This is a genomic window from Brevibacillus sp. MS2.2, assembly GCF_013284345.1.
Taxonomy (GTDB): Bacteria; Bacillota; Bacilli; order Brevibacillales; family Brevibacillaceae; genus Brevibacillus; species Brevibacillus brevis_C.
In genome coordinates, this window is the sequence record NZ_JABSUZ010000007.1 from 171,467 (window position 1) to 196,289 (window position 24,823).

Sequence of the window (24,823 nt, forward strand, 5' to 3'; positions counted from 1 at the left end):
CGATCCTTGCATGTTTGTAAGTCTGTCAGTTTGGCAGGCAGTCTGGATGGTTTCTTAAGGAGGACCGTACGTATGTATTTGAAACGCCTGGAGCTGGCTGGATTCAAATCCTTTGCCGATCGCACGGAATTGGAATTTGTACCAGGGGTAACAGCGGTAGTGGGACCGAATGGAAGTGGGAAAAGTAACGTCTCTGATTCGATCCGCTGGGTGCTGGGGGAACAGAGCGCAAAGTCGTTGCGTGGAGCGAAAATGGAAGACATTATTTTCGCGGGTAGTGACAAGCGCAAGCCAGTGAATTTCGCAGAAGTGACACTCACCTTGGACAATACAGATCGTTCGCTCGATGTGGAATATTCGGAGGTATCCGTTACCCGCAGGGTGTATCGTTCTGGTGACAGTGAGTACTACATAAACAACAGATCCTGCCGTCTAAAAGACATCATGGAGCTGTTCATGGATACCGGGCTGGGTAAAGAAGCGTATTCCATTATCGGTCAAGGTAAAATTGAGGAAATTCTCAGTACCAAGTCCGAAGATCGCCGTGGAATATTTGAAGAAGCTGCCGGAATCGTCAAATACAAAACACGCAAGCGCGAGGCGGAGAAAAAGCTCGATGACACCGAGCAAAATCTGGTGCGTATTCACGATATCGTCAGTGAAATTACGGAGCAGATCGGACCTTTGCAGGAGCAGGCAGAAACAGCCAAGACGTACAAGGAGCTCCATCGTCGGCTGGTTGAGCATGAAGTAGCTCTTTACGTGCAGCAAATTGAAGCAGCTCATACGAAGTGGGAAGCAGCCACAGGACGCGTAGAGGAACTCAAGCATCTGTTAATCGGACAGACGACTGAAGCATCCAAGCAAGAGGCTGATTTGGAGCAGGAGCGTTTTCATGTCACCCAAATCGACCAATCTATCGAAGAACTGCAACAAGTGCTTTTGACAGTCAGTGAAGAGACCGAGAAAGTCGAAGGACAACGTGAGGTATTGCGGGAGCGTATGCGCAATCTCAATGCGAATCGTCAGCAGACGATGGAGCAGATGCATCGGATTACTGAGAAGCAGCACGGTCTTGAGGCCGAACTGGCTGAAGAACAAGAGAGGGCCAAGGAAGCGGATCGCCGCATGACAGAAGCCCACGCTTCGCTGCAAGAAGCAGAAGGTCAATTTTTTTCCATGGTGCAATCACTGACAGATGATGTCGAGCGTTTGAAGAGTGATTACTTCGAAAAGCTCAACGAAATGGCGAATCTGCGCAACGAAAATCGCCATCAAGAGCAGCTTCTCAAGACAAGCGAGGCCAGAGTCGAACGTCAAATGTCTGGAAAAAAACAGCTCGATGAAGAAGAAGAGCAGCGTCTAGCTCAGTTGAGCCAACTCCAAGATCAATTAGAGAAGATCGTTTCTACCATTCAAGAAACTGGCGTCAGATACAAGGAATTGGTCGAGGGCATGCGCGAAGGACAAGCCCGCCTTGAAACAGCCCGTCGAGAGCTGCGCCACTGGGAACAAAAGCGGGAAGCAGCGAAGTCGCGTTTTGACCTGTTAAAAGAAATGCAGTCGGAGTTCGCAGGGTTTCAGCAAGGTGTAAAAGAAATTTTGAAAGCACGCGAGCGGGGCTTCAAAGGAATTCATGGAGCGGTCGCTGAGCTCGTTGTCGTGCCACAGCAATTCGAGACAGCGATGGAAGTCGCACTGGGTGGCGCACTGCAAAACGTCGTCGTGGACAACGAAGCATCCGGTCGTGCAGCCATTGCTCACTTGAAGCAGCACAATGCGGGTAGGGCAACATTTCTACCGCTCGATGTCATCCGTCCTCGCACCTTGCAGGCAAGCGATAAGCGCCAGTTGGAGGCGGAGAGTGGAGTCGTCGGAATTGCGAGTGAGCTCGTGACCTTTGAGGAAACGTACCGACCCATCCTCGAAAGTCTATTGGGCAATGTCATTATTACGGAAAAGCTGGAGCAGGCAAACCGTGTGGCCCGTACGCTTGGCTACCGCTATCGAGTCGTGACCCTGGAAGGCGATATCGTGAATGCGGGTGGCTCCATGACAGGGGGGGCCTTGAAAAAGAACAGCACGAACCTGCTTGGACGCAACCGTCAATCAGAAGAGCTGGAAGCGCAGCTGGTAGAAATCGACCAGGCAATTTCTGGGCATACTACCCTTATGGAGCAATTAACGAAGGACCTGGCGCAAATGCAGCAGGAGCAAGAATCTCTACGTACTGAAGGCGAAAGTCTGCGATTGAAAGAACAGGAAGTAAAAGGGCTCTTGCAGCAAAAAGAATCGGAAGGCAGATCCTTGGGCGAGCGAGCAAAGCTTGTTGAACAAGATATTGAAGGCTATCGCCGTGAGATGGAAGAAGCCAAACGCAAGCAAGAGCAGCTGCAAGCCTCTTTGGCTGCCATGGAGCAAGAGGAAAAAGAGCTCGGTGCGCAGATCGCAGAAGCAGAGGCGAAACGCCAAGAGCAGCTCGAATCCAAAGAAGAAATGAATCAAAAAATAACAAGTCTCAAAGTACTGAATGCGCAGGTCAAGCAAGAGTATCAATCACGCTTGGAGCAAACAGAGCGTTTGCTGGAGCAAAAAAGCCAATTACAGCGCGAATGGGAAGAACAAAACGCGAACTTGGCATCTCTTGATGAGCTGGAGCGTACGAACGAATCGTCCGGGCTTGAGCTGGATCAGCGCATTAGCGAATTGCGTCAGGATAAAGACCGTGTGGCTGGCTTGATTCAAGAACGGCGAAGTGAGCGGGCGACGCTCTTTTATAAACAGGAGCAAGTGGAACAGCAGGTGAAGGAAATCCGCCGCGAGGTCAAATCGCTCGAGGAAAAGCTTCATCAGGAAGAAGTGAAGGTCAACCGTAACGAGGTAGAGCTCGATCATCTGTTGAATAAACTCTCCGAAGAATACGAAATGAGCTACGACCTGGCGAAGCAAAAATATCCGGCACGTGGCGAGATTCAGGAAGAGACACAAGTGGTCAATCGTCTCAAAAAGCAGATTGGGGCACTTGGCACTGTGAATCTTGGCGCGATTGAGGAATATGAGCGCTTGTCCGAGCGTCAGCAGTTTTTAAGCTCGCAGGAAGCTGATTTGAATGAAGCAAAGGACATGCTCTATCAAGTGATCCAAGAAATGGACGCAGAGATGTCGCGCCGCTTTAAAGAAACATTTGATGCAATCTCGGAGCAGTTCCGCGACGTGTTTGTCCAACTGTTTGGCGGAGGACGCGCAGATCTAGTGCTCTCGAACCCAGATAACCTGCTTGAGACGGGCATCGATATCGTGGCCCAGCCACCTGGCAAGAAGCTGCAAAATCTTGCGCTCTTATCCGGGGGCGAACGTGCTTTGACAGCCATGGCCTTGCTATTTGCCATCCTGCGTGTGAAGCCAGTGCCATTCTGTGTATTGGACGAGGTAGAAGCGGCTTTGGATGAGGCAAACGTTAACCGTTTCGCCGAGTACATGCACCATTTCAGCAACCAGACGCAGTTTATTTGCGTCACGCACAGAAAAGGCACCATGGAGAGCGCAGACGTGCTATACGGTATCACGATGCAAGAGGGCGGCGTGTCCAAACTCGTCTCTGTGAAGCTGGAGGACAGTGACAAGTTTATCGAATCAGCCTCTTAAACGGATTTGCCATTCAATTGATACTACCCGCAAAGGAAGATGAACATGAGTTTTTTCAAGCGCCTTCGTGATGCTATTGTCCAAAAGTCCGAAGAGGTCACCCAGAAGTTTACGGATGGTTTGGCTAAAACGAGAGACCTGCTAGTAGAAAAAGTAGAGGATCTGGTACGTCGCTACAAAAAGATCGACGATGACTTTTTCGATGAACTAGAGGAAATTTTGATTACGTCCGATGTGGGAGTCAATACCGTAATGGAGCTCATTGACGACCTGCGGACAGAAGTGCGCAAGCAAAAAATCGAGAATGCGATCGACTTGCAGCCGATTCTCTCAGAAAAACTGGTTGCCCTTTTGAAAAATGATGCTGCTGCGGATACGACTCTGAACGTAGAGGACGGTCGTCTGAACGTCATTTTGTTCGTAGGGGTAAACGGAGTGGGGAAAACGACCACGATCGGTAAAATGGCGCATATGTTCAAGCAGCAAAATAAAAAAGTGCTGTTGGCAGCAGGCGACACTTTCCGTGCAGCAGCGATTGAACAGTTGGAAGTCTGGGGAGAGCGTGTAGGAGTTGACGTAATCAAGCAGCAGCAAGGCTCTGATCCGGCTGCAGTGATCTACGATGCGATTCAGGCAGCGAAATCCCGACAGGTCGATGTGCTCTTGTGCGATACGGCAGGACGCTTGCAAAACAAAGTCAATCTCATGGAAGAGCTGGCGAAGGTTCACCGCGTATTGCAACGCGAATTGCCAGGAGCTCCGCACGAGGTCTTGCTAGTTTTGGATGCTACGACTGGGCAAAATGCGCTTTCGCAGGCGAAAACGTTTGGACAGTCTGCTGGTGTAACAGGTTTAGTCCTGACCAAGCTGGATGGGACAGCAAAGGGCGGTATCGTCATCGCGATCCGCAACGAGCTGAACATTCCGGTGAAATACGTCGGTTTGGGTGAAAAAATGGATGACCTGCAACAGTTTGATCCCGAGCAATTTGTTCATGCATTATTTGCTGGATTGATCCAAAAAGATGAAACGGAAGAGCAAGAAAACGCGTAAAAATATAGTGTTTCCGATATAAAAAAATGATGTCAATAAAAAACCTTGACACTAGGTGTGGAATTAGGTACTATAATCTACGTGCTGTAAAGAAAAAGTCTTTACAGTTTGAAACGAGTACCTCATAGCAAAGGATTGGTTTCATGTTAGAAAAGACCAATCAAGTCAATCTCTTGTTTGACTTTTACGCGCCGCTACTCAAGGGCAAGCAGCGAGAATATCTTGAGCTGTATTATCTGGACGATTTATCGCTCGGAGAAATTGCCGAGATGCATGAGGTCAGCCGCCAAGCTGTTTATGATCATATCAAGCGGGCAGAGAAGCAACTGTTTGAATACGATCAGAAGCTTCGCCTCGCTGAGCGTCATGAAAAGCGCATGGACGTGTTGAATCGCATGAACGAACTTGTAAGTGAGCTTTCGGAGAGCGAGACAAGAGACGAGCTGAACACTTTGCTCCACCAACTGTCAGAGATGGATTAGGAGGGCTCGCATGGCGTTTGAGAGCTTAGCCAATCGGCTGCAAAACGCGTTTGACAAACTGCGCGGCAGAGGGAAAATAGACGAGACCATCGTGAATGAAGCGATGCGTGAAGTTCGTCTGGCCCTGCTGGAAGCAGACGTTAACTTTAAAGTAGTAAAAGACTTCGTTGCTCGTGTCAAGGAGCGCGCAGTCGGTCAGGAAGTCATGAAAAGCTTGACGCCTGGTCAAATGGTGATCAAGATCGTGAATGAAGAGCTGGTCGCTCTGATGGGTGGCAACGTCGCTCAGCTCACGATGGCGCACCGTCCGCCGACCGTCATCATGATGGCAGGTCTGCAAGGGGCAGGTAAAACAACCACAACCGGTAAGCTGGCCAAGTACTTGCAAAAGCAAAACCGCAAGCCGCTTCTGGTAGCGGGAGACATTTACCGTCCTGCTGCGATCAAGCAGCTTCAGGTTTTAGGGGAGCAACTCAATGTTCCCGTCTTTACTCTCGGTGATCAAGTCAGTCCTGTCGATATCGCTCGCCAAGCGATTGAACACGCGAAGACGAATCATCTCGACGTAGTCCTCATCGATACCGCAGGTCGCCTGCATATTGACGAAGCGCTGATGGACGAGTTGAAGCAGATTCGCGAGGTAACCAAGCCCGATGAGATTTTGCTCGTCGTGGATGCGATGACAGGTCAAGATGCCGTCAATGTAGCAGAGAGCTTTAACAGCCAGCTCGAACTGACTGGTGTGGTTCTCACGAAGCTCGACGGTGATACCCGAGGCGGTGCGGCACTGTCCGTCAAAGCTGTCACTGGCAAGCCGATCAAATTCGCGGCGATGGGTGAAAAGCTGGATGCGCTCGAGCCGTTCCATCCGGATCGTATGGCCTCCCGTATTTTAGGTATGGGGGACGTACTTAGCCTGATCGAAAAAGCACAGGCATCCGTGGATGAAGACAAAGCACGCGATATGGAACGCCAAATGCGTCAAGGTGAGTTTACCTTCGACATGTTCCTGGACTCCATGCAGCAGCTTCGCAACCTGGGTCCTTTTGAAGACATTCTCGGCATGCTGCCAGGAATGAACAAGATGAAGGGCAAAATGAACGTGGATGAAAAGCAGATTGCCCGCGTTGAAGCGATCGCCAAATCCATGACCAAACAAGAGCGCGCGAATCCAGATTTATTGAATGCCAGCCGTCGCAAGCGCATCGCAAGCGGAAGCGGAACGAGTATTCAAGAAGTCAATCGTTTCCTCAAGCAGTTCGAGGAAATGAAAAAGATGATGAAGCAATTCTCAGGCGCTGCCGACAAGATGGTCAAGAAGTCGAAGAAAAAAGGCTTCGGATTACCTTTCATGGGAAAAGGCGGAGGCAACAATCAGGGCGGGATGAATTTCCCCTTTAATTTCAAGCCACCGTTCAAGTAAGTAGGCATGATCTCTTCGCGACACTGACTTGTCAGTTGGCCGCGATGGTTCAGATATAGTAGCACCAACGCAGATGCTCTTCTAGCGTTGATTAATACAGGAGGTGACACAACATGGCAGTAAAAATCCGTCTGAAGCGTATGGGTTCCAAGAAAGCTCCTTTCTACCGTGTAGTAGTAGCTGACTCCCGTTCCCCACGCGATGGCCGTTTCATTGAAGAAATCGGTTACTACAATCCGGTTGCTCAACCGGCAGTGGTGAAAATTGATACCGACAAAGCGGTACAATGGATCCTGAATGGTGCAGCTCCAACTGACACCGTTCGTAACCTTCTCTCCAAAGAAGGCGTACTCGCAAAAGTACACGAAACCAAATACGGCAAATAAGTCGGTCATCTGGAGGTTTGATGATGAAAGCGCTGGTCGAAACGATCGCTAAAGCTCTCGTCGATCATCCGAATGAGGTTCGTGTTAACGCAGTGGACAAAGAGCGAACTCTCGTCTTTGAATTGTCGGTGCACCCTGATGATATGGGGAAGATCATCGGCAAGCAAGGTCGAATCGCGAAAGCCCTGCGCACGGTCGTGATCGCCGCATCCGTGGAAACGGACAAGCGTGTCACGGTTGAAATTGTATGAGAAAAGGCTGGGAGCTTTCCCAGTCTTTTTTCTAGTATCCAAGATGCTCATAAACCATGATGGTTTTTCCGAAAGGAGTGGCGAAGGTGCTTACTATATTTCGGACGGTACAGGTTAAACTGATTATTACGGAAGCATCACGGGCTGCTCTCATTGATCAGTATAGCCAACGGCTTCGTTTGCAGCGTAAAGAGTGGGAGCAGTGGCAGTTTCAATCGAAAAAGCTATTAACCGAGGCGAAGAAAAAGTCTGCGGATACATATGCGTTGGCGCAGGAAAAAATCGCGCAGGAAGAGCGTCGACGCAAGGAAAAGATAGATCACCTGACATATACCCTCCAGCAGGTAGAAAATCTCCCAGAGGGAAGCGAGATCGATTACCAGACTGTTCAAAGCCCTGTCACGATTCAAGAGGGCGATGTATGGGATGAAATGATGTCCGGAACGGAAATCATGATAAAAGATGGCCTGGTACATGAGATTCGGCTACAAAAGAATAATGGGAACAAAGAAAAGGAGGAATGAACACGTTGAGCCAAAATAGTTTTTACGGAGTAGGCAAACTGGTTAATACGCATGGTCTGCGTGGTGAAGTACGTGTAACACCAACGACTGACTTTCCAGATCAGCGTTTTCGCAAAGGAAATGAGCTGTACCTGTTCCATCCGACACTCAGTGAGCCGCTCAAATTGAAAATCGCTTCTCGTCGCTCGCATAAAAATTTTGAGATTGTGAGCTTTCAAGGCTATGAGCATATTAACGATATCGAAAAGTACAAGGGCGGAGAGTTGAAAATTCCAGAAGAAGCGCTGATGGAATTAGAAGAGGACGAGTTCTACATTCATCAGCTCGTCGGCTGCGTTGTCGTAACGGACGAGGGCGAAGAACTGGGGAAAATCGTGGATGTCATGCAGCCAGGAGCAAACGATGTGTGGGTAGTGAAGGGAAAACGCGGAGAAATCTTGCTGCCTTATATCGATGAGTGCATCAAGGAAGTGGACATCGCGAACAAACGTGTGGTCTGCCATCTGATGGAAGGCTTGCTGTAGGGAGGAACTTTCAGATGCGGATCGATATTTTTACGCTCTTTCCCGAAATGTTTACAGGTGTTTTATCCAGCAGTATTTTGGGGAAGGCAAGCGAAAAAGAACTGGTTGATTTTCACGTCACCAATTTTCGCGATTTCTCTGAGAGCAAACACGGTACGGTAGACGACACCCCTTATGGCGGTGGCGGAGGAATGGTGTTGAAGCCAGAGCCTTTGTTCCGGGCCGTAGAAGCCTTGACGGGAGAGAAAAAACCCCGAGTGATTCTGATGTGTCCTCAGGGTGTGCCTTATCATCAGAAGCTTGCAGAAGAGTTAGCACAAGAAGAGCACCTCGTCTTCATTTGCGGTCATTATGAAGGGTACGACGAGCGAATTCGGGAGCATCTTGTCACAGATGAGGTCTCGATTGGCGACTATGTCCTGACTGGGGGAGAGCTTGCGGCGATGGTGGTCATTGACAGTGTCGTTCGTTTGCAACCAGGGGCGTTGGGAAACCAGACGTCAGCTGTTGAGGATTCCTTTTCAACAGGACTGCTCGAATACCCTCATTACACAAGACCGGCTGAGTTTCGCGGCTGGAAAGTGCCAGATGTACTGTTGTCAGGGCACCACGCCAATATTGAAAGCTGGCGGTTAAAAGAATCGCTCCGTCGAACGAAAGCAAGACGTCCAGATTTATTGGAAAAGCTTGCCCTGACAGATGAAATGAAAAAGCTATTGGCTGAATTGGAGCAGGAAAAAAAGTAGGGAACAAATAGGAGAAGAGTCTTGTAGTTTTGTGCCCGCTGTGTTAATATACTTCTTGTGGCAATTTTGCCCGCTGACTAAGGCGGTCCGCTACTCGTAACGCAGCCAAGCGGCTGGACCTATGGGTTAGACGAGTAAGAACGTCTATCGGAAGGAGGAAATTCAAATGAACCAAATTATCCGTGAACTGGAAAAAGCGCAATTGAAACAGGACATTCCTGCGTTCCGACCTGGTGACACTGTTCGTGTACACGTTAAGGTTATCGAGGGTCAGCGTGAGCGTATCCAGCTGTTCGAAGGCGTATGCATTCGCCGTCGCGGTACAGGTATCAGCGAAACATTTACAGCTCGTAAGATTTCTTACGGCGTAGGTGTTGAGCGTACATTCCCAGTACACACGCCTAAGATCGACAAGATCGAAATCGTGCGTCATGGTAAAGTACGTCGTGCGAAACTGTACTATCTGCGCGATCGCGTAGGTAAAGCAGCTCGTATTAAAGAAATTCGTCGATAAGCGTAATGCTTAGAAAGAGGACTGGCCTGCTTGCCAGGCCTCTTTTTTCCATTTAACGATCTTGAAATAAAATAGTTCATCTTGACATATGTTACAGCTAAGGTTGGACGAGCTTTCATGGGAGGATCGTAAGTCATGAGCGAAGAAATTACCTCCAGTCATAAGAAGAAAAATGAACTATGGGAATGGATAAAGGCACTTGGGATTGCTTTAGTCTTGGCGTTTCTCATTCGTACCTTTTTGTTCGCCCCGTTTATTGTAGAAGGCGAATCCATGGAAAGTACCTTACATAACAGCGAAAAATTAGTGGTAAACAAGGCGATTTACTTTTTGCAAGATCCGAAGCCTGGTGAAATCATCGTGTTCCATGCTGAAAAGGAACGGGATTACATCAAGAGAGTCATTGCTGTTGAGGGTGATACAGTAGAGGTCAAAAGCGATCAACTGCTGGTCAATGACAAAGTAGTAGAGGAACCGTATCTTGCACAATTAAGAGAACAAGCGAAGCAGCAGGGAGAGCCGTTCTTTACCCACGATTTTCCCCCGGTCCAAATACCAGCAGACCATATCTTTGTGATGGGCGACAATAGGTTGAACAGTCATGACAGCAGAGCCATCGGTCCTGTTGCCGTCAGTACGGTTGTTGGTAGAGCTGAATTTACTTTTTGGCCGGTTGCGGGAATTCGCTTGACAAGATAACGTAAAGCTTCAAGGTAGGTGAGACATCATGACGATCCAATGGTTTCCTGGCCATATGGCTAAAGCACGTCGTCAAGTAACGGAAAAGCTGAAGTTAATCGATGTAGTCATTGAACTTCTCGATGCACGTCTGCCGCTTTCCAGCCGTAATCCGATGATTGACGAGATTGTCAGTGATAAACCACGTTTGATATTACTTAACAAAGCAGATTTGGCGGATGATCGGGCAACAGATGAGTGGATTGCTTATTTTCGCAAACAAGGCATTCGCACATTGACGATTGATGCCCTGAGTGGAAAAGGTGTAAACAAGCTGCCAGAAATGTGTAAGGAGCTAGCTGCTGACATGCTGGCAAAGCGCAGTGAGCGGGGGATGCAAGGTCGTGCCATCCGCATCATGATCTTGGGAATCCCCAATGTCGGCAAGTCTTCCCTCATTAACCGCTTGTCCAAGCGCTCGGTAGCGGCAACAGGTGATCGCCCGGCGGTAACCAAGGCGCAACAATGGGTGAAAATGGGCGATACACTGGAGCTTCTCGATACGCCTGGTATTCTTTGGCCGAAATTTGAAGATCAAATGGTAGGTCTGCGATTGGCAGCAAGTGGGGCAATTAAAGACGAGCTCATCGATTTTACGGAGGTAGCATTATTTGTCATTAGCTACATGATGCACTACTATCCGGAACGCCTGATCGAACGTTTCAAGCTAAAAGAACTGCCTGAGGATCGAGTAGAAATGCTCGAAGAAATCGGGAAGAAGCGCGGATGTCTCATTTCTGGCGGAAATATCGACTACGACAAGGCGGCGGAAATTTTCTTGCGTGAGCTGCGTTCCGGCAAGCTGGGAACGATCTCTGTCGAGCGCCCGATTGACTGGGAAATGGACGAACCGATTGGTAAGCCAGTATCTTTTCCAGAATAAGCTTTCCAGTCATCAAAAACCTGTCTATCGACATATACGGTAGGCAGGTTTTTTACTATGAGGATCGGTAAGGAGAAATGAGTCAATGAATCTAGCGGATATGTCGATAAAAGAAATACGAGTGACGATGGAAAAGTTGGACGAGGTACCCAAAGATTTTTTACAATTGCTGAAAGAAGATAAAAGAGCAGGTGTACAGACTCTGGCGAAGCAGGCGGAAGCAGCGATTGCACGTCAAGAAAAGCTCGCACAGATGTGGGCTGACATGACCGTCTATGAGAAAGCTATGTATGAGAAGGGGCATCAGTACATATTCGGGGTAGATGAGGTCGGAAGAGGTCCTTTGGCTGGCCCAGTTGTTGCGTGTGCCGTGTGTCTGCCCAAGGATTTTTACTTGCCAGGCCTGAATGACTCGAAGAAAATACCCGTATCCACTCGGGAAGCTTTTTGCGAAATCATTCAAAGAGATGCACTTGCTGTGGGAATCGGAATTGTCGATGCAGCAAGAATCGATGCGATCAATATATTAGCTGCTACAAAAGAAGCAATGAAGCTGGCGATCCAACAGGCGGGTCAATCTCCAGATGCTTTATTGATTGACGCCGTGCAGCTAACCGGAATGGATTGCGAGCAGGTTCCGATTATCGGTGGAGATGCCAAGAGCGTTTCGATTGCAGCCGCATCGATTGTAGCGAAGGTTACCCGTGATCGATTGATGGCCCAGTATGCCGAACAATATCCAGCCTATGGTTTTGACAAACACGCAGGCTACGGCACCCCTGAGCATCTGGCAGCAATCGCTCGATTTGGACCAACGCCGATTCATCGCAAGACATTCACTGGCGTAAAAGAACACGCCTAAAAAGTGCTAGTAACATACGAGCTACAGGAGGAGGATCTGCATGTTTTCCCCGTCGCAACTTATTCAATCATTCGTGCAAAAAGCACCCATATCCGCTCCGAAGCCGGTTGAGCTTACTCCCGGACAAGTGTTTAAAGGCACGGTAATCAAGCATTACCCGGACAATATGGCGCTCGTACAAGTCGGGGGAATGCAGGTTCAGGCTAAAATGGAAGCAAGTTTGGAACCGGGCCAAAAAGCTTGGTTGCAAGTCCAACCATCAACAGGTGTCGTCACTTTGAAGGTTTTGGAAAGCGTCGGGGAAGGAGCTGGCAAAGAAGCATCTCTAGAAGGGCTAATGCGTTCACTAGGGATTGCCGATACAAAAGAGAACAAAGCGATCGTGCAAGCTCTGCTTGGTGCCAATCTTCCTGTGAATAAAGAAACCATACAAGCTTTTTCAGCCGTTGCTGGGCGATTAGGCGTAGACAATGCCACTATTGAGGCATTCATGACTGCCATGAAACGAAGTTTGCCACTGACTCCCGATACAATCGGAGGGCTAAAAGCCTTTTTATCAGACAAGCCAATGGGTCAGCTCATACAAAACCTGCTTCAGCAAGCCTCGCTTTTTTTAGAGGGAGAGGGCCAGCCTTCACACACGACAGGTCAAATGTCGCAAAGCCAATCACAGCAAGTCCCCGGACAAGCTAATGCAACAACAGGAGATGTCAAACAGCTTGTTAGTCAGTTAAAAGATAAGTTGACGGGACTCTCCTTACTTATCGCGGGGAACGATGCTACAGATGAGGGACTGGCAGTCAAACAAATGCCACAAGGCAATCAGCACAATCAAGGTGCTTCGCAGAACGCGACTGGAGGAAGCCAGACACAGCCGCTGTCTTCGCAGAGCGGTCAGCCTACATCGCAAGTGCAGACATCGCCCCAACCATTAACGCAGGCTTCCAGTAACATTCCATCGCCATCACAAGCGGTTTCGTCAACAGTTTCCACTGAGACAGTACTTGTACCAAACACTACCGGTAAGCAGGTGGAATCGCAGCAAAACGCCATGATCGGAAAGAGTAATCAGTTGCTACCTAACCTAACCAGTGATCCAACCGTCGAGTCAAAAGTTGCTCGAAACGAGCCATTACCTATTCCTCAGTCAACACAGACGAATCAGGAGCCGATCCAAAACAAGCAGGTGGCAGAGCAAAGGGCCGTAGTGACAGAGGCGGGGCAAAAAGTTATTCCACAAATGATGTCTCAAGCATCTGGTGCAGCGAATGGAGCTACAACTGCTAACCCGATTGCTGAATTGTTTCGTCATTTAGGCGTAACTCACGAGAGAGAATTGATGGGACAGGCATTTTCACAGGGGGCAATCGATTCGCACTCATTAAAGCAGATGGATACAGTCAAATCCCTCTTGTTGCAAATCAGTCAAGCGTCAGCTCAGACACTTCCAACCGCCTTGCGTGAAGCGGCAGATCAACTGCTGCAACAAGTGACCGGACAACAGTTGATGATGGTACAGCCCTCTAACCAAGCTTTGTCTCAAATCGTTATGCAAATTCCCATTCACCAAGCAGATGGGGATGAGACGGCTTTTGTCCAAATTGAGTCGAAAAAGAAAGGCTCTGGACAGCTTGATCCGGAGAACTGTCGTCTTTTCTTTCATTTGGAACTCCAAAGTATGGGGACAACTATGATTGATGTCAGTATCGTTAATCGAATTGTTAACTTGCAAATTTTTAACGATACACCATGGGTGGAGGCACTCATTCAAGGCTCCAAGGATCGTTTTGCTGACCAATTACAGGATGTTGGTTACCATCTATCCGCTATGCGGGTCCAGCAAGTCCCGGCCGATCGCGGGAAGTCGACAAGTCCGATCCAAACCAGAAGCCCCATCCTGGCTGACTATAAAGGGGTTGACCTTCGCGTATGAAGCCGCCATCCTCTTCAGAGCAAAAACGCAAACAGGCAGTTGCGCTAAAATACCAGGCGGGTATCATGGAAGCGCCAAAGGTTGTGGCAAAAGGCAAGGGGTACGTAGCTGACAATATACTGAAGACCGCAAAGGAGCATGATATACCGGTACAAGAGGACCCGTCGCTTGTAGAGGTGTTGGGCAAGCTGGATTTGGATCAACAAATTCCTCCGGAGCTGTATCAAGTTGTGGCAGAGATCCTTGCTTTTGTCTATCGTATCGATAAAGGCGGAGGAACCAAATAATGAGTGATCGCCGCCGTCTTCTTGGTCAAAGAGGAGAACAGCTTGCTGAAAGCTATTTAGTGATCAAGGGTTTCCGCATTGTCGATCGAAATGTTCGAACAAAACGTGGGGAAATGGATTTAATTGCTCTAGACGGAAATTGCTTGGTTTTCATTGAGGTTCGAACGAGGAGCAGCCAATTTTTTGGAACAGCGGGCGAGTCCATTACTTGGAAGAAGAAACAGAAGCTGCGCGAGCTTGCCGTCGAATACTTGCAAAAAAGCTCACGGGCAATCCCTGCCTTTCGTTTTGATGTCATCGCGATTTACACAGGGACATCAACGCAAGGTGGAGACATCATGAAGCCAGTCATTGAGCATTATGAGAGTGCTTTTTAGGAAAAACGGGCTCTCGACTACGGATATATTGGGGATACGTCTACAGCATCAGTCGCAGAGCCAGCGTACTATGTACTGTACTCGACGCGATGAAACTCCTCCAAGCATCAATATCCGCTTTCCGGCTCAAAAGCTGGGAAGCATTTTTTTGGATGAGGCGCAGACAAGCCCATGACTAGTATCATTTTTGCTTTTGAAATTGGCTTGCAAACATTTGTTAGAAAAAAAGACAAATGTTTTTCAAAAAAACAGCATATTTGGTGTGACATTTTTCCATCTCATACGTCAATAAAAGTATAGGAAATAATTTGGAGGTAAAAACATGAAAAAGATCAAAAGCAACTTAATGAAAAACGTCTCCTTAGCAGTTGCAACTATTTGTACTGTTCAGTTTTCAGTTACAGGGATCGCTTCTGCACAAGTTACGACACCACAACCTTTACAAGCCTATAGCGTTGTAGCAAGCACTTCTGGCCTGAAAGCCGACTCTGGTGCAATGAATGTCTCCGTAGGTTCAAAAGAAACCATTCGCCTTACGTATAATGGCAGCTCCATTGATAATGGACTGGTTGACTGGGAAGTAGGCACTTCTAGTATCGCAACTGTTAACAATGGAGTCGTGACAGGAAAGAAGGCAGGATCGACTATTGTTACAGCAAGATATAATGGAGATAAAGTAACAATCAGAGTCACCGTTTCAAAAGCTGAGATTTTAGAAGCAAATCGTTCTGAAATCAATATTAAAAAAGGTAAGAAATCGACAATTAGTTTGAAATATGCTGATAAGACTTTAGCTGGATCTAAGGCAGATTGGAGTACGGAGGATAAATCTATTGCTACCGTGGATGATGGTGAAGTAAAGGGTGTATCTTCTGGAAGCACAATTATTACTGCGGAATATAGAGGCCAAAAAGTAGAAATTCAAGTAAATGTAGGTCAAAGCAACTCAGATGGGAAGTTAGAAGCAGACGCCTCAAAACTTAAGATGGAAAAAGGCGATAAAGAAACAATCAAATTGACTTATGACGATGATAAACTGTCTGGTTCCAAAGCAACTTGGAAATCGTCGGATACTTCCGTAGCAAGAGTCAGTGATGATGGGGTTGTTACTGCTAGAGCCAAAGGTACAGCTACGATTACAGCCAAATACAAAGGCGACGAGGTAGAAATTGAGGTCTATGTCGATACAGATGACTCAGGTAGACTGGAAGCGGATGATACCAGTATTTCCTTGAAAGACGGACAAAGAGAAACTGTTCAGTTAAGATATGACGATGAAAGATTGTCGGGTTCCAAAGCAACTTGGAAAACATCCAATTCGTCTGTCGCAACTGTAAGTGACGGGGTTGTAACAGCTAGAGGTAAAGGAACTGCTTACATTACAGCTGAATACAAAGGTCACAAGGTAGAGATTCAAGTAAAAGTTGATGCAAATACTTCAGGTAAGCTGGTAGCGGACGACACGAAACTCTCCATGAAGAGAGGAAATCGTGAAATCATTATTTTGACTTACGATGGTGCTGTGATCAGTAATTCCCAAGCAACCTGGAAAACTTCTAAATCTTCAGTAGCAACTGTCAGCAGCAGCGGTACTATTACAGCGACAGGTAAAGGTAAGGCAACGATTACAGCTAGTTATAGAGGCGAAACAGTAGATATTGATGTTACTGTTGATGGTTCCTCCTCATTACTGGAAGCTGATGATACCAGCATTACGTTGGATAAAGGTGACAGAGAAATCGTTGTATTGAAGTATGATGGCGACATCATCAGTGGCTCTAAAGCATCATGGAAATCCTCTAAAACTTCTGTAGCGACTGTCAGCAGCAGTGGTACGATTACTGCCAAAGGAAAAGGTACGGCAACGATTACCGCTACGTATAAAGGCGAAAAAGTGGAGATTGAAGTAAAAGTTGACGGATCAGGTTCAGGCAAGCTGGAGGCAGATGACGATACCATTACGGTCAAAAAAGGTGACTCCGAAAAGATCAAGCTCACATATGATGGCGATGATATCAGTGGTTCCAAAGCTACATGGAAGTCCTCGAAGACTTCCGTAGCCACCGTATCAGACAATGGTACTGTAAAAGGGAAAAAGAAAGGTAAGGCCACTATTACAGCAAAATACAAAGGCTATACAGTGGAAATTGAAGTTACCGTAAAATAAGATAGAACAAAAAGCTCGCTGAATCTTAATTGGTTCAGCGAGTTTTTTTCAAAGTGTAAGTAAATCCTGTACTTTGTTGTGAAGGAGGAATGAACCTTGCGTAAGATCATCTTGGAAAAGTTAAAAGAAATCGAGCAAGAGCATGACTTGAAAATATTGTTCGCTGTTGAATCAGGAAGCCGGGCATGGGGATTTCCGTCAAAAGATAGCGATTATGATGTACGTTTTGTTTATGTGAAGAAACCCGAATGGTATTTGTCCATTGATGACAAACGGGATGTGGTGGAAGTACCGATCAATGATCTCTTAGATATAAACGGCTGGGATATCCGAAAAGCTCTCAAGCTATATCGAAAATCGAATCCCCCTCTACAAGAATGGCTTGTGTCAGAGATGGTTTATCTTGATGCGCTAGGCTTTCGAGATGAGCTGGTAAGGCTGCAAGAGGAGGTATTTTCCCCAAAAGCTTCCTTGCATCATTATCTCAGTATGGCAAAAGGAAATTTTCGCGACTATCTGCAAGGCGAGCATGTCAAAATCAAAAAGTACTTTTATGTATTACGCCCGATCCTCGCATGCATCTGGATCGAAACGTATCAAACGAATCCTCCCATTGGATTTGATCGGTTAGTTACAGAACTGGTAACTGATTCTACGTTAAAAGGGAAAATTTCTGAGCTACTTCAAAGAAAAATAGCTGGGGATGAGTTGAACTTGGAGCCAAGAATCGAAGAGCTTCACCATTTTATTGAGGAACAAATTGAGCGTCTGACTGTACTGACTAGCCAATATGCAAGTGATCTGGAAGACCCAACCGACAAGCTGGATGAGATATTTCGGAAGTATTTGCAGAAGGCGTGGATTGTCAGTTAGTCATGATGGAAACGTTACGCTAGATTGGGAGGTATAAGTATTCATGCAGGATCATATCCGAAAACATATACAGCACCCCCTCGAAATTCACTTTGATCAACCAACTAAACCTTACGGCTGTTTCTCCAATTTCTCCAGTCATCCAATAGAATTGGAGGGGGAACGATGGACAACCGCGGAACACTATTTGCAGGCCAAGAAAGTTTCAGGAACTGTCCATGAAGAAGAGATCATACGCAAGGCATTGCAAGCAAAAGTAGAACAGTGCCCTATCATTCGTGAAATTCTGCTCTCTACTGGAGATGCAGTCTTAATCGATCGTACGAGTAACGGTCAAAATTTACTTGGGAAATCGTGGATGGAAATACGTGAAAGCTTAGAAGAGTATCAACCACATTTCTATTTGCCGCCATGGATTGTCTTTCCGGAAGAACATCCTTACAGTTTGTTTTGGCGGATGGGTTTTGGAGAGGACTATGTCATGCATTATTGGCCATGGCTAGAGGAAATGAGCGAGGATGCCAGGAAAGAGTATGACGCTTATTTCCCGGTACCAAAGGAATGGCAGTTTGAAGATTTGGATGAGGAGGAAGAATGAAGCTACTGTTCATTTGCAGCAGAAATAAATGGAGAAGCTTGACGGCAGAAAAAATTTTTCATGGGATCAATGACTATGAAGTAAGTTCAGCAGGTACTGAAACCGGAGCGCGTATCAAAGTAACAAGTGGTCTTATCCGCTGGGCTGATCTCATTTTTTGTATGGAGAAAAAACATATAAGGCGGTTACAGGAAAAGTTTAGCTCAGAACTGATGGATAAAAGGATCATTTGCTTGGGTATCCCTGATGAATACATGTATATGGATGAGGAGCTGATCGAGATATTAAAATCAAGTGTTTCCGCATATATAGAGATTTTGGATTAAGCTGTTAGTACCCGTTGTCGATGTATACCGGATTATTATGTATAATGGGGATGATATGGCTCGATCGCACTATCTATTCTTATCGTAAAGCGAGGATTTTCACCATGAAGAAAAAACTTGTACTGGTTCTAGATGTTGAAGTAGCAGACAAAGCTGATATGCAGCAACTGGCCGATTCTATGTCCACAGCAATTCAATCCGTGGAAGGGATTGCTTTGCAAGACCTGGTTATGTTTGATAACGATGAAAACAATGCTGACAAGCTAATTGCTAACATAAAAAAAGAAATGTCCTAAAGAGGAGAGCAGTCCTGTGTTTTTCGTTTATGTTCTAGTTTACCTGGTCGTTGCCCTCCTCTATGGATTTTGGACGATGAAAAGCCAACAGCTCTGGGTTCGACTAACAGGGAATTTCATCGTTCACCTATTTATTGCTGCAATCGTGAGTCTCGGTTACTTTTTGGCGTAAGGAAGTGGCTTTGATCTGTACTGGGAGATTAGTGTATGGCTTATCAAAAATTGAGTAAAGAATTGTCCTATGCGCTTCGTCATGCACCCCATGAATACGAGCTTGAATTAGACGAACAAGGATGGGTACCTATCAAGCAATTGCTTTTGTCACTTCATGAACAGCGCAAGTGGCGAGCGGTTACCGAAGAAGATTTACATACGATGATTGCATCATCAGAAAAAAAGCGCCATGAGATCAATCAAGGAAAAATTCGCGCCCTCTATGGACATTCAGTGCCGCAAAAGATCCAGAAGGAAGAAAAAGAACCGCCTGCGTACCTTTTTCATGGCACACCGCAAAGATTCCTCGATTCTATTTTGGCTAGCGGGCTTGTTCCAAAAGGAAGACAGTATGTGCATCTGTCTGAAGACGTCCAAACAGCACAGCAGGTTGGGAAAAGACGAGACGAACATCCCGTACTTTTGCGAATTGATGCGAGGCAAGCTTGGCAAGATGGTGTGAAGTTTTACCATGGAAATGAGCTCGTTTGGTTAGCAGATCAGGTGAAAAAAGAATACATCTCTGTCTATCAGAAGTAGCTCGATCTGCTCAAGAAGAATCAATACAGCACGAGAAAAGACTCGCATTCGATCGCGGGTCTTTTTTATATCAACGTTCATCATAAGGAGGTAAAAGCGACATGGAATGGTTGTTTGCTTTTCTACTATTGACAGGACTTTTTGCAATCTACGACGCGATTCGGAAGCTGAACCAGAACATCGTAACGAAGGTGGATCAAAACCAACGAATCATTGAACTGTTGCATGAATTGAAGAGAAAGCAGTGAGGTGAAGGGTGAAAGAGCACGAGTGCGCAGTTGTCACAACAGCAATAATACCCGTTTTAAATCGTCAGATAAAGTGATGAAGTCCAGTTCACCTTCGTTCTTACGCTTTTTCATAAAGATAAAGAATGCCATCGTCGATCGACCAATTACGTAAAAAATGTCTCCAATCGCTTGTTTGCGAGGGTAAGAATTTTTCGAGATCATTTACGATTTTTTCCCAATCTTGATCACTATCACTAATCTCAATAAACTCACTGTATACCAAGTCAAAAACGAGGTACCCCATTTCGTACTCAATGCAATCGATCTTATAGTAAGAAACACTGTATATTTCGTCCCAGTCGATCTGAACAGGTTCAGCATGTTCGTAGTGAATAGAAATTTGATGGCGATCAACAGTAAAAATCAAATAGAACCAACTCCTTACCTGTTTATTTGCAGTATACCTGTTGGAGTGAAAGTTTTCCATAAATGTGTGGAGGAGTGGTAGTTGTTTGGGGAGAGTGAAATTCTTACTTGCCCACCCCCTCTATCTTTTCCTCCCCTATAACCAGAGGGGGAGAGGACATGTACGCATGCAGCTATTCAGGCACTGTACTCGGCATAGATGGAATGGTAGTCACTGTAGAAACAGACATAGCAAATGGCTTGCCTCAATTCGATTTGGTTGGACTTGGCGGTTCAGCAGTAAAAGAGGCGAGAGATCGTGTCCGTGCTGCCTTGAGAAATGCAGGCTACGATTACCCAATGCAGCGGATCACCGTCAACCTGCCACCAGCAGACCAGCGCAAGGAAGGTTCTGGTTTCGACCTTGCTAATGCGTTTGGAATTTTACTCGCCTCTAAACAAATGCTACCCAGGCAGGAACGGATTCTCGTTCTAGGAGAGTTGGCATTAGACGGTTCCCTTCGCCCTGTAACGGGTGTACTCCCCATCTTACTAGAAGCCAAAAATGCAGGATTTACCCACGTGATTCTCCCCGAACAAAATGCAGCGGAAGCACGGCTCGTCGACATTACCGTATTGCCAGCGAGCAATCTGGAAGAGGCCGTGAACTATTGGAAAGAAGGACTTGTCCGTATTTCTTTTATGCGTTGCTCGAGGAGCTCTTTCTCTAGATTGATTTTTTGGATCTGTTTCTCTAAATCGGTAAAAGTGATGATGCTTTTACGGAAGAGGTCCAGGATACTTTGACGTTCTACATCTTTATCATCGTCGCTCTTTTGAATAAGTGCCATTTCGGACTCCAAATCGACCTTCTCAGTCTGCTTTACTTCCCTAGCTGAAGCAATCCCCTGAAGGGCTTCCCCTGGCTGATTAATAAAGGCCAAGCAATCTCTCCACACAAGGTTCTCGATCTAATCTTGCGGCTGATTCTTTGATGTACATTTCCCTTGCATTGGACCCTTATATGCTTGTTTACCGGTACAGACATAGAATCCTTTCAAAGCTCGTTTACTCCCAGGATAATGAACCCCCACGTACTTAATCCGCAGCACTGACATTTTAGTAAGCTACGTAGTAAATATTGATTCTTTGTATTACGCATTGCTTCTATTTGGTTGCTTCGAAGGATTTTCTGCATTTTTCCCACGTTTCTACATCAACGATGGCTGGAACTTCACGTTCGATGATATCGCGCTTTCGTGTGCTCCGTTTTCCATAGAAATGTACTCCCTTGTAAGAGGTATTCGTAATGATCCCACGTATTCTTGAGGGGCGCCAGATGCCCGCAGTATTCTCTTTTCGTTTCCCTCGAGTAACTTTCCGATCATCTTTTGCGTAAGCCGTAGAGACACCAAATGCATTTAGGTAGTCAGATACTTTAATGCAAGAATGGCCTTGGTTAGCAAGCATGTGAAAGATTAGCCTAACAACTCCTGCCTCTGTCATGTCTGAATAGGGGAGTAGCTCTTCACAAATCTCTAGATAGCCTTCACTGTCCACTCGATAACCGTAGGGGACAATACCTCCTAGCCATTTCCCGGATCGCGCAGCGCGGTTTGCACCGACCATAGACGTTCCAGAATGTCCCACGTTCCAAGTCAGCACTCCTGCTAGAATAGTTAGGAGGAAGCGTCCAGAGGGATCTCCTGTGTCGAAAGGCTCCGTCATAGAACAGATTCTTCACACCGTCACTTTCTAGCTCGTGAACGGGGATGTTTCTAGCGGATCGTCCAAGTCGGTCTAACCGGTAAATAAGAAGGAGATCGATAATTCCGTTCTTAGTATCTTGTAACAGTTCACGGCCTGCTGGAAGAGCATCTAGTGGATTGGTTCCAGTAACTCGGGTCATCCTTGTACCACTTAACGATTTCTAACTGATGGAGATCTGCATACTTACGAGCAAATTCTAGCTGATTTTCAATAGTACCTCGTTCAGCTTGATCGTCAGAACTTACACGTGTATATAGCGAGTCTCATCTTTGATATCCCACCTTAGAATAAAATAAAGTTCAAATACAAGAGTGTATGTTCTGGTTCTTAAATAAAGAAAGTCTGTTATGGACGAATGTAATTACGAATTCTTTTCTTCTTTTTCGAGAAATTAAAAAACTTATTTGCAACCAAACCAAGTATTAGTAAGTCAATAGCTTTAGCAAACAGTACATGTACTATTTGGATTATACTTAGAACAGAGCTTTTGTTAACAAGTTCCTGAAGCTTAGTAAAAATGGAGTCACCTGTAAAAGGAATGGCATAATGAATTGAAAAGGTAAAATAAAAGATGTTATAAAATGCTTCAATCGTCTTAGTATTAAAAGTTTTTTTGATCTCGGTGAAATTTGGCTTATTAGTTAAATAACCGAAAACGTCACCTAACAATATGACAGATGAATATATTATTGAAAATACAATGTCAGTTAAAAGAACAACCAGAACTATAAAGATGATCGTAATAGTAAAAGTCTTTTTAAAATCTGTTACTTTTATTTTATTTAGACTATCAATGATTTCGTACATAGACTCAATTAAGGCATTAAGAGCGAATACAAGTGGGAGCACTAGACTTATAACCATAAAAGATAGTTTTAGTGTAGTGTTTTCACCGAAAAAAAACATGCTAAGAAGTGAATAAAGTAATAGTAAAGCTCCCCAATAGAAGACTAGCGCACAAACTTGGATGCTAACTCTTAAAGAAAGAGAAAGTGTAGACAAAGTAGCACATTTATAAAAGATCAAAGTTGATAAAATACAGAAGTATAAAATAAAGGCATATATGAAAACTTCCAAAGTGATCATTAGTGGTAAGAAAGAATAAAATAGTAAAAATGAAAAGATAAAATATCTACTATAGAACAGTTTAAATAGTTGTATTTTTAAAATATAGAGGTCCTTTTTGATTTCACTCAATAGCATTTCAGTCCAATCATGATTTGAATTTCTAATTAGTATAAATGAAAGGCAAGAAACAGGAAAGATTTCCTAGTAAAAATTAGTTGCATAGGTATTTTTGTATACAATTTATTCCTTATCTTTTCTATTCTTTCATTACACAGATCTGAAGAGACGTTAAATTTCTCGGAGAGTACTTCGACGATCTCTGGCAGTTTAAACTCATAACTCTGAAGCATGTGTAGCGGTAAAGCTGCATACCTCGTAAAATTCCTGGCTTCCCATTCCTGTAGCTCACGGAATGCAGCTGGCATCATAATTTGACGACCAGCATGCCTAAGGATATGGCATAGCTAATGATAAAAATGCTCCCTCTGTATAAGTGAAGAGAGTCTTTTGTCTATCGTCTATCGTAATACTTTTGAAGCGGCCAAATTCATATGCCATTGATGGGAGCTCTTTGTAAAAGAGATAGATACCTAGTGATCTTGCAATACGTTGCTCATCTAATTCTTCAGGTACGTATATTCCTAGCTGTTTGTAAAATTGACTTATCCAGGTTTCAAGTGGGGGAGTAGTGTAAGATAAGTCCATCTAATAACCTCAAATAGGAACATTAGTTCTTTTTTCGTGATCCTACCATGTGTTCAGTCTTCTTACTAGTACAATAAATTATATAATTTCTGGATGGATAACCAATTGGAGGAGAAATATATGATGATTGGGAAATGGTCAATCGATGTGATGTATGGACCGGGTGCTCAGGAAGACATAGAGATTGTTTTCTTACCAGATGGAACGGGATGGATTGCATTCTTTCACTATGAGTTATGTGAGTTAGAGACTTTTCGTTGGAGAAACAATGAAGACGGCAGTATTAGAATCAGTGGAGAAATATATCAAGCGATAGGTGAATCACAGGAGAAATCAAATTTAGAAATAAATGAGCTGTTCTATACGGTTAAACTAGAAAATACTCCCTCAAGTGAGGAAATGAAGGTGATCACATTTTCTAAACCGATATGGTGTAATGAACAAAAATTTGGATTGTTAACAGATAACATTGAAAATGAGAAACTACCATCATATAAAAATGAAGCAGAGAGTATAAAACAGCTTATTCAATTCCTGCACTTGGATACTCCCGAAATACTTCAAAATGATGCAATCGAAAAACTAAAACATGCTTCAGAAGAATATTTGGACATGTTAATACAACCTTTCGATAAATCATATTGGGATAATGCCGCAGTAGTATTATCTAGCATAGAGCATCAACGTTTAAAAGGGCATATACCAAGTCTTCTAATGTGGTTACAAGATATGAACTGGCCGGGTGCTGAAGTAATCGCAAAAATACTGGTTGAAATGAGGGAGATGGTCATTCCTCATTTAAGACCGGTTTTATTCGGCAATGATGAATTGTGGATTTATTGGATATTGATAAGACTGGTGAAACATTGGCCTACAGAATTGATTCTTGAGTTAAAAGATGAGCTTATAATCCTTTCAAACAGGCAATCAGAAGAGGAAATTGATGTGATTGCTAGTGAGATCCTAATACAGCATCGTCTGCTGTAATAAATTGAGCTGGAAAG

The 24,823-nt window shown here is 45.3% G+C and carries 30 protein-coding genes and 1 pseudogene; 26 read left to right on the plus strand and 5 right to left on the minus strand.

Annotated elements, in window-relative coordinates; all coding sequences use genetic code 11:
* Positions 1–72: 72 nt before the first annotated feature.
* From smc to HP568_RS08965, 24 genes are all read left to right on the plus strand, one after another.
* The gene (gene smc, locus HP568_RS08850; RefSeq protein WP_173628889.1) at positions 73–3,645 is read left to right on the plus strand and encodes a chromosome segregation protein SMC; all 3,573 of its coding nucleotides are present in this window, start codon (positions 73–75) and stop codon (positions 3,643–3,645) included.
* Positions 3,646–3,690: 45 nt separating this feature from the next.
* Entirely contained in the window at positions 3,691–4,698 is a 1,008-nt protein-coding gene (gene ftsY, locus HP568_RS08855; RefSeq protein WP_048033573.1) for a signal recognition particle-docking protein FtsY, read from the plus strand.
* Between the two features lie 143 nt (positions 4,699–4,841).
* Positions 4,842–5,180 (plus strand): putative DNA-binding protein, encoded by a 339-nt coding sequence (locus HP568_RS08860; RefSeq protein WP_048033572.1) that lies wholly within the window; start codon positions 4,842–4,844, stop codon positions 5,178–5,180.
* A gap of 10 nt (positions 5,181–5,190) precedes the next feature.
* On the plus strand, positions 5,191–6,603 hold the full coding sequence (ffh, locus tag HP568_RS08865; RefSeq protein ID WP_048033571.1) for a signal recognition particle protein: 1,413 nt from the start codon (positions 5,191–5,193) through the stop codon (positions 6,601–6,603).
* Positions 6,604–6,716: 113 nt separating this feature from the next.
* Entirely contained in the window at positions 6,717–6,989 is a 273-nt protein-coding gene (rpsP, locus tag HP568_RS08870; protein ID WP_047067992.1) for a 30S ribosomal protein S16, read from the plus strand.
* A gap of 23 nt (positions 6,990–7,012) precedes the next feature.
* The gene (locus HP568_RS08875) at positions 7,013–7,240 is read left to right on the plus strand and encodes a KH domain-containing protein (protein ID WP_007719711.1); all 228 of its coding nucleotides are present in this window, start codon (positions 7,013–7,015) and stop codon (positions 7,238–7,240) included.
* 86 nt (positions 7,241–7,326) lie between these two features.
* The gene (locus HP568_RS08880) at positions 7,327–7,764 is read left to right on the plus strand and encodes a YlqD family protein (RefSeq protein ID WP_048035885.1); all 438 of its coding nucleotides are present in this window, start codon (positions 7,327–7,329) and stop codon (positions 7,762–7,764) included.
* Positions 7,761–8,288 (plus strand): ribosome maturation factor RimM, encoded by a 528-nt coding sequence (gene rimM, locus HP568_RS08885; protein WP_048033570.1) that lies wholly within the window; start codon positions 7,761–7,763, stop codon positions 8,286–8,288. Before HP568_RS08880 ends, rimM begins: the two co-directional genes overlap by 4 nt.
* 14 nt (positions 8,289–8,302) lie before the next feature.
* Positions 8,303–9,034 carry a tRNA (guanosine(37)-N1)-methyltransferase TrmD gene (trmD, locus tag HP568_RS08890; RefSeq protein WP_048033569.1) on the plus strand — a complete coding sequence of 244 codons (732 nt, stop codon included), beginning with the start codon at positions 8,303–8,305 and terminating at the stop codon, positions 9,032–9,034.
* 166 nt (positions 9,035–9,200) lie between these two features.
* On the plus strand, positions 9,201–9,548 hold the full coding sequence (gene rplS / locus HP568_RS08895) for a 50S ribosomal protein L19 (protein WP_015891886.1): 348 nt from the start codon (positions 9,201–9,203) through the stop codon (positions 9,546–9,548).
* Between the two features lie 135 nt (positions 9,549–9,683).
* Entirely contained in the window at positions 9,684–10,247 is a 564-nt protein-coding gene (gene lepB, locus HP568_RS08900) for a signal peptidase I (RefSeq protein ID WP_048033568.1), read from the plus strand.
* 28 nt (positions 10,248–10,275) lie between these two features.
* Positions 10,276–11,169 (plus strand): ribosome biogenesis GTPase YlqF, encoded by an 894-nt coding sequence (gene ylqF, locus HP568_RS08905; RefSeq protein ID WP_173628890.1) that lies wholly within the window; start codon positions 10,276–10,278, stop codon positions 11,167–11,169.
* A gap of 85 nt (positions 11,170–11,254) precedes the next feature.
* Complete coding sequence (locus tag HP568_RS08910; RefSeq protein ID WP_173628891.1) at positions 11,255–12,031, plus strand: ribonuclease HII; 777 nt, start codon at positions 11,255–11,257, stop codon at positions 12,029–12,031.
* Positions 12,032–12,071: 40 nt separating this feature from the next.
* A complete protein-coding gene (locus tag HP568_RS08915) occupies positions 12,072–13,964 on the plus strand; it encodes a hypothetical protein (RefSeq protein WP_173628892.1) in 1,893 nt (630 codons plus the stop codon).
* On the plus strand, positions 13,961–14,251 hold the full coding sequence (locus tag HP568_RS08920; protein WP_048033564.1) for an EscU/YscU/HrcU family type III secretion system export apparatus switch protein: 291 nt from the start codon (positions 13,961–13,963) through the stop codon (positions 14,249–14,251). The genes HP568_RS08915 and HP568_RS08920 overlap by 4 nt, the downstream gene beginning before the upstream one ends.
* Positions 14,251–14,628 (plus strand): YraN family protein, encoded by a 378-nt coding sequence (locus tag HP568_RS08925; protein WP_173628893.1) that lies wholly within the window; start codon positions 14,251–14,253, stop codon positions 14,626–14,628. Before HP568_RS08920 ends, HP568_RS08925 begins: the two co-directional genes overlap by 1 nt.
* Before the next feature lie 322 nt (positions 14,629–14,950).
* Positions 14,951–16,795 (plus strand): Ig-like domain-containing protein, encoded by a 1,845-nt coding sequence (locus HP568_RS08930; RefSeq protein WP_048033562.1) that lies wholly within the window; start codon positions 14,951–14,953, stop codon positions 16,793–16,795.
* Between the two features lie 96 nt (positions 16,796–16,891).
* Complete coding sequence (locus HP568_RS08935; protein ID WP_173628894.1) at positions 16,892–17,668, plus strand: nucleotidyltransferase domain-containing protein; 777 nt, start codon at positions 16,892–16,894, stop codon at positions 17,666–17,668.
* 43 nt (positions 17,669–17,711) lie between these two features.
* The gene (locus tag HP568_RS08940) at positions 17,712–18,266 is read left to right on the plus strand and encodes an NADAR family protein (RefSeq protein ID WP_173628895.1); all 555 of its coding nucleotides are present in this window, start codon (positions 17,712–17,714) and stop codon (positions 18,264–18,266) included.
* On the plus strand, positions 18,263–18,592 hold the full coding sequence (locus tag HP568_RS08945; protein WP_048033559.1) for a low molecular weight protein tyrosine phosphatase family protein: 330 nt from the start codon (positions 18,263–18,265) through the stop codon (positions 18,590–18,592). Before HP568_RS08940 ends, HP568_RS08945 begins: the two co-directional genes overlap by 4 nt.
* 104 nt (positions 18,593–18,696) lie before the next feature.
* Positions 18,697–18,888, plus strand: coding sequence for a hypothetical protein (locus HP568_RS08950; RefSeq protein ID WP_007719678.1), 192 nt, complete (start codon positions 18,697–18,699; stop codon positions 18,886–18,888).
* A 16-nt stretch (positions 18,889–18,904) separates the two neighbouring features.
* Positions 18,905–19,060, plus strand: coding sequence for a hypothetical protein (locus HP568_RS08955; protein ID WP_173628896.1), 156 nt, complete (start codon positions 18,905–18,907; stop codon positions 19,058–19,060).
* Positions 19,061–19,095: 35 nt separating this feature from the next.
* Entirely contained in the window at positions 19,096–19,641 is a 546-nt protein-coding gene (locus HP568_RS08960) for an RNA 2'-phosphotransferase (protein ID WP_173628897.1), read from the plus strand.
* A 101-nt stretch (positions 19,642–19,742) separates the two neighbouring features.
* Positions 19,743–19,889: a hypothetical protein gene (locus HP568_RS08965; protein WP_173628898.1), complete on the plus strand. Its 147-nt coding sequence runs from the start codon at positions 19,743–19,745 to the stop codon at positions 19,887–19,889.
* A 100-nt stretch (positions 19,890–19,989) separates the two neighbouring features.
* On the opposite strand, the gene HP568_RS08970 is transcribed toward HP568_RS08965, so the two are convergent.
* Positions 19,990–20,298 (minus strand): hypothetical protein, encoded by a 309-nt coding sequence (locus tag HP568_RS08970; protein ID WP_173628899.1) that lies wholly within the window; start codon positions 20,296–20,298, stop codon positions 19,990–19,992.
* 158 nt (positions 20,299–20,456) lie between these two features.
* Between HP568_RS08970 and HP568_RS08975 the strand changes: the two genes are divergently transcribed.
* Complete coding sequence (locus HP568_RS08975) at positions 20,457–21,083, plus strand: magnesium chelatase domain-containing protein (RefSeq protein WP_254551081.1); 627 nt, start codon at positions 20,457–20,459, stop codon at positions 21,081–21,083.
* Positions 21,084–21,443: 360 nt separating this feature from the next.
* On the opposite strand, the gene HP568_RS30155 is transcribed toward HP568_RS08975, so the two are convergent.
* From HP568_RS30155 to HP568_RS29710, 4 genes and pseudogenes are all read right to left on the minus strand, one after another.
* The gene (locus HP568_RS30155; protein ID WP_309142213.1) at positions 21,444–21,926 is read right to left on the minus strand and encodes a recombinase family protein; all 483 of its coding nucleotides are present in this window, start codon (positions 21,924–21,926) and stop codon (positions 21,444–21,446) included.
* Positions 21,927–22,132: 206 nt separating this feature from the next.
* Positions 22,133–22,291: pseudogene (locus tag HP568_RS30320) on the minus strand (hypothetical protein); the annotation flags it as partial.
* 987 nt (positions 22,292–23,278) lie between these two features.
* Positions 23,279–23,542 carry a hypothetical protein gene (locus HP568_RS30235; RefSeq protein ID WP_375154929.1) on the minus strand — a complete coding sequence of 88 codons (264 nt, stop codon included), beginning with the start codon at positions 23,540–23,542 and terminating at the stop codon, positions 23,279–23,281.
* A 19-nt stretch (positions 23,543–23,561) separates the two neighbouring features.
* Positions 23,562–23,819, minus strand: coding sequence for a hypothetical protein (locus HP568_RS29710; protein ID WP_254551082.1), 258 nt, complete (start codon positions 23,817–23,819; stop codon positions 23,562–23,564).
* A 123-nt stretch (positions 23,820–23,942) separates the two neighbouring features.
* Here HP568_RS29710 and HP568_RS08990 point away from each other — a divergent pair, with 123 nt between their 5' ends.
* Positions 23,943–24,806, plus strand: a complete 864-nt coding sequence (locus HP568_RS08990; RefSeq protein WP_173628900.1) for a DUF5071 domain-containing protein — start codon at positions 23,943–23,945, stop codon at positions 24,804–24,806.
* The last annotated feature ends 17 nt before the right edge of the window (positions 24,807–24,823 follow it).

What these genes read in the sequence shown, in the direction of transcription:
- rplS (WP_015891886.1), top strand. Translation starts at nt 9,201, where the DNA reads ATGAACCAAATTATCCGTGAACTGGAAAAAGCGCAATTGAAACAGGAC.
- HP568_RS08950 (WP_007719678.1), top strand. Translation starts at nt 18,697, where the DNA reads ATGAAGAAAAAACTTGTACTGGTTCTAGATGTTGAAGTAGCAGACAAA.
- smc (WP_173628889.1), top strand. Translation starts at nt 73, where the DNA reads ATGTATTTGAAACGCCTGGAGCTGGCTGGATTCAAATCCTTTGCCGAT.
- HP568_RS08915 (WP_173628892.1), top strand. Translation starts at nt 12,072, where the DNA reads ATGTTTTCCCCGTCGCAACTTATTCAATCATTCGTGCAAAAAGCACCC.
- HP568_RS08975 (WP_254551081.1), top strand. Translation starts at nt 20,457, where the DNA reads ATGTACGCATGCAGCTATTCAGGCACTGTACTCGGCATAGATGGAATG.
- HP568_RS08930 (WP_048033562.1), top strand. Translation starts at nt 14,951, where the DNA reads ATGAAAAAGATCAAAAGCAACTTAATGAAAAACGTCTCCTTAGCAGTT.
- rimM (WP_048033570.1), top strand. Translation starts at nt 7,761, where the DNA reads ATGAACACGTTGAGCCAAAATAGTTTTTACGGAGTAGGCAAACTGGTT.
- ffh (WP_048033571.1), top strand. Translation starts at nt 5,191, where the DNA reads ATGGCGTTTGAGAGCTTAGCCAATCGGCTGCAAAACGCGTTTGACAAA.
- HP568_RS08920 (WP_048033564.1), top strand. Translation starts at nt 13,961, where the DNA reads ATGAAGCCGCCATCCTCTTCAGAGCAAAAACGCAAACAGGCAGTTGCG.
- HP568_RS08925 (WP_173628893.1), top strand. Translation starts at nt 14,251, where the DNA reads ATGAGTGATCGCCGCCGTCTTCTTGGTCAAAGAGGAGAACAGCTTGCT.
- rpsP (WP_047067992.1), top strand. Translation starts at nt 6,717, where the DNA reads ATGGCAGTAAAAATCCGTCTGAAGCGTATGGGTTCCAAGAAAGCTCCT.
- HP568_RS08910 (WP_173628891.1), top strand. Translation starts at nt 11,255, where the DNA reads ATGAATCTAGCGGATATGTCGATAAAAGAAATACGAGTGACGATGGAA.
- HP568_RS08965 (WP_173628898.1), top strand. Translation starts at nt 19,743, where the DNA reads ATGGAATGGTTGTTTGCTTTTCTACTATTGACAGGACTTTTTGCAATC.
- HP568_RS08875 (WP_007719711.1), top strand. Translation starts at nt 7,013, where the DNA reads ATGAAAGCGCTGGTCGAAACGATCGCTAAAGCTCTCGTCGATCATCCG.
- lepB (WP_048033568.1), top strand. Translation starts at nt 9,684, where the DNA reads ATGAGCGAAGAAATTACCTCCAGTCATAAGAAGAAAAATGAACTATGG.
- HP568_RS30235 (WP_375154929.1), bottom strand. Translation starts at nt 23,542, where the DNA reads ATGATGCCAGCTGCATTCCGTGAGCTACAGGAATGGGAAGCCAGGAAT.
- trmD (WP_048033569.1), top strand. Translation starts at nt 8,303, where the DNA reads ATGCGGATCGATATTTTTACGCTCTTTCCCGAAATGTTTACAGGTGTT.
- HP568_RS08945 (WP_048033559.1), top strand. Translation starts at nt 18,263, where the DNA reads ATGAAGCTACTGTTCATTTGCAGCAGAAATAAATGGAGAAGCTTGACG.
- HP568_RS08940 (WP_173628895.1), top strand. Translation starts at nt 17,712, where the DNA reads ATGCAGGATCATATCCGAAAACATATACAGCACCCCCTCGAAATTCAC.
- ftsY (WP_048033573.1), top strand. Translation starts at nt 3,691, where the DNA reads ATGAGTTTTTTCAAGCGCCTTCGTGATGCTATTGTCCAAAAGTCCGAA.
- HP568_RS08990 (WP_173628900.1), top strand. Translation starts at nt 23,943, where the DNA reads ATGATTGGGAAATGGTCAATCGATGTGATGTATGGACCGGGTGCTCAG.
- ylqF (WP_173628890.1), top strand. Translation starts at nt 10,276, where the DNA reads ATGACGATCCAATGGTTTCCTGGCCATATGGCTAAAGCACGTCGTCAA.
- HP568_RS08960 (WP_173628897.1), top strand. Translation starts at nt 19,096, where the DNA reads ATGGCTTATCAAAAATTGAGTAAAGAATTGTCCTATGCGCTTCGTCAT.
- HP568_RS08860 (WP_048033572.1), top strand. Translation starts at nt 4,842, where the DNA reads ATGTTAGAAAAGACCAATCAAGTCAATCTCTTGTTTGACTTTTACGCG.
- HP568_RS29710 (WP_254551082.1), bottom strand. Translation starts at nt 23,819, where the DNA reads ATGGACTTATCTTACACTACTCCCCCACTTGAAACCTGGATAAGTCAA.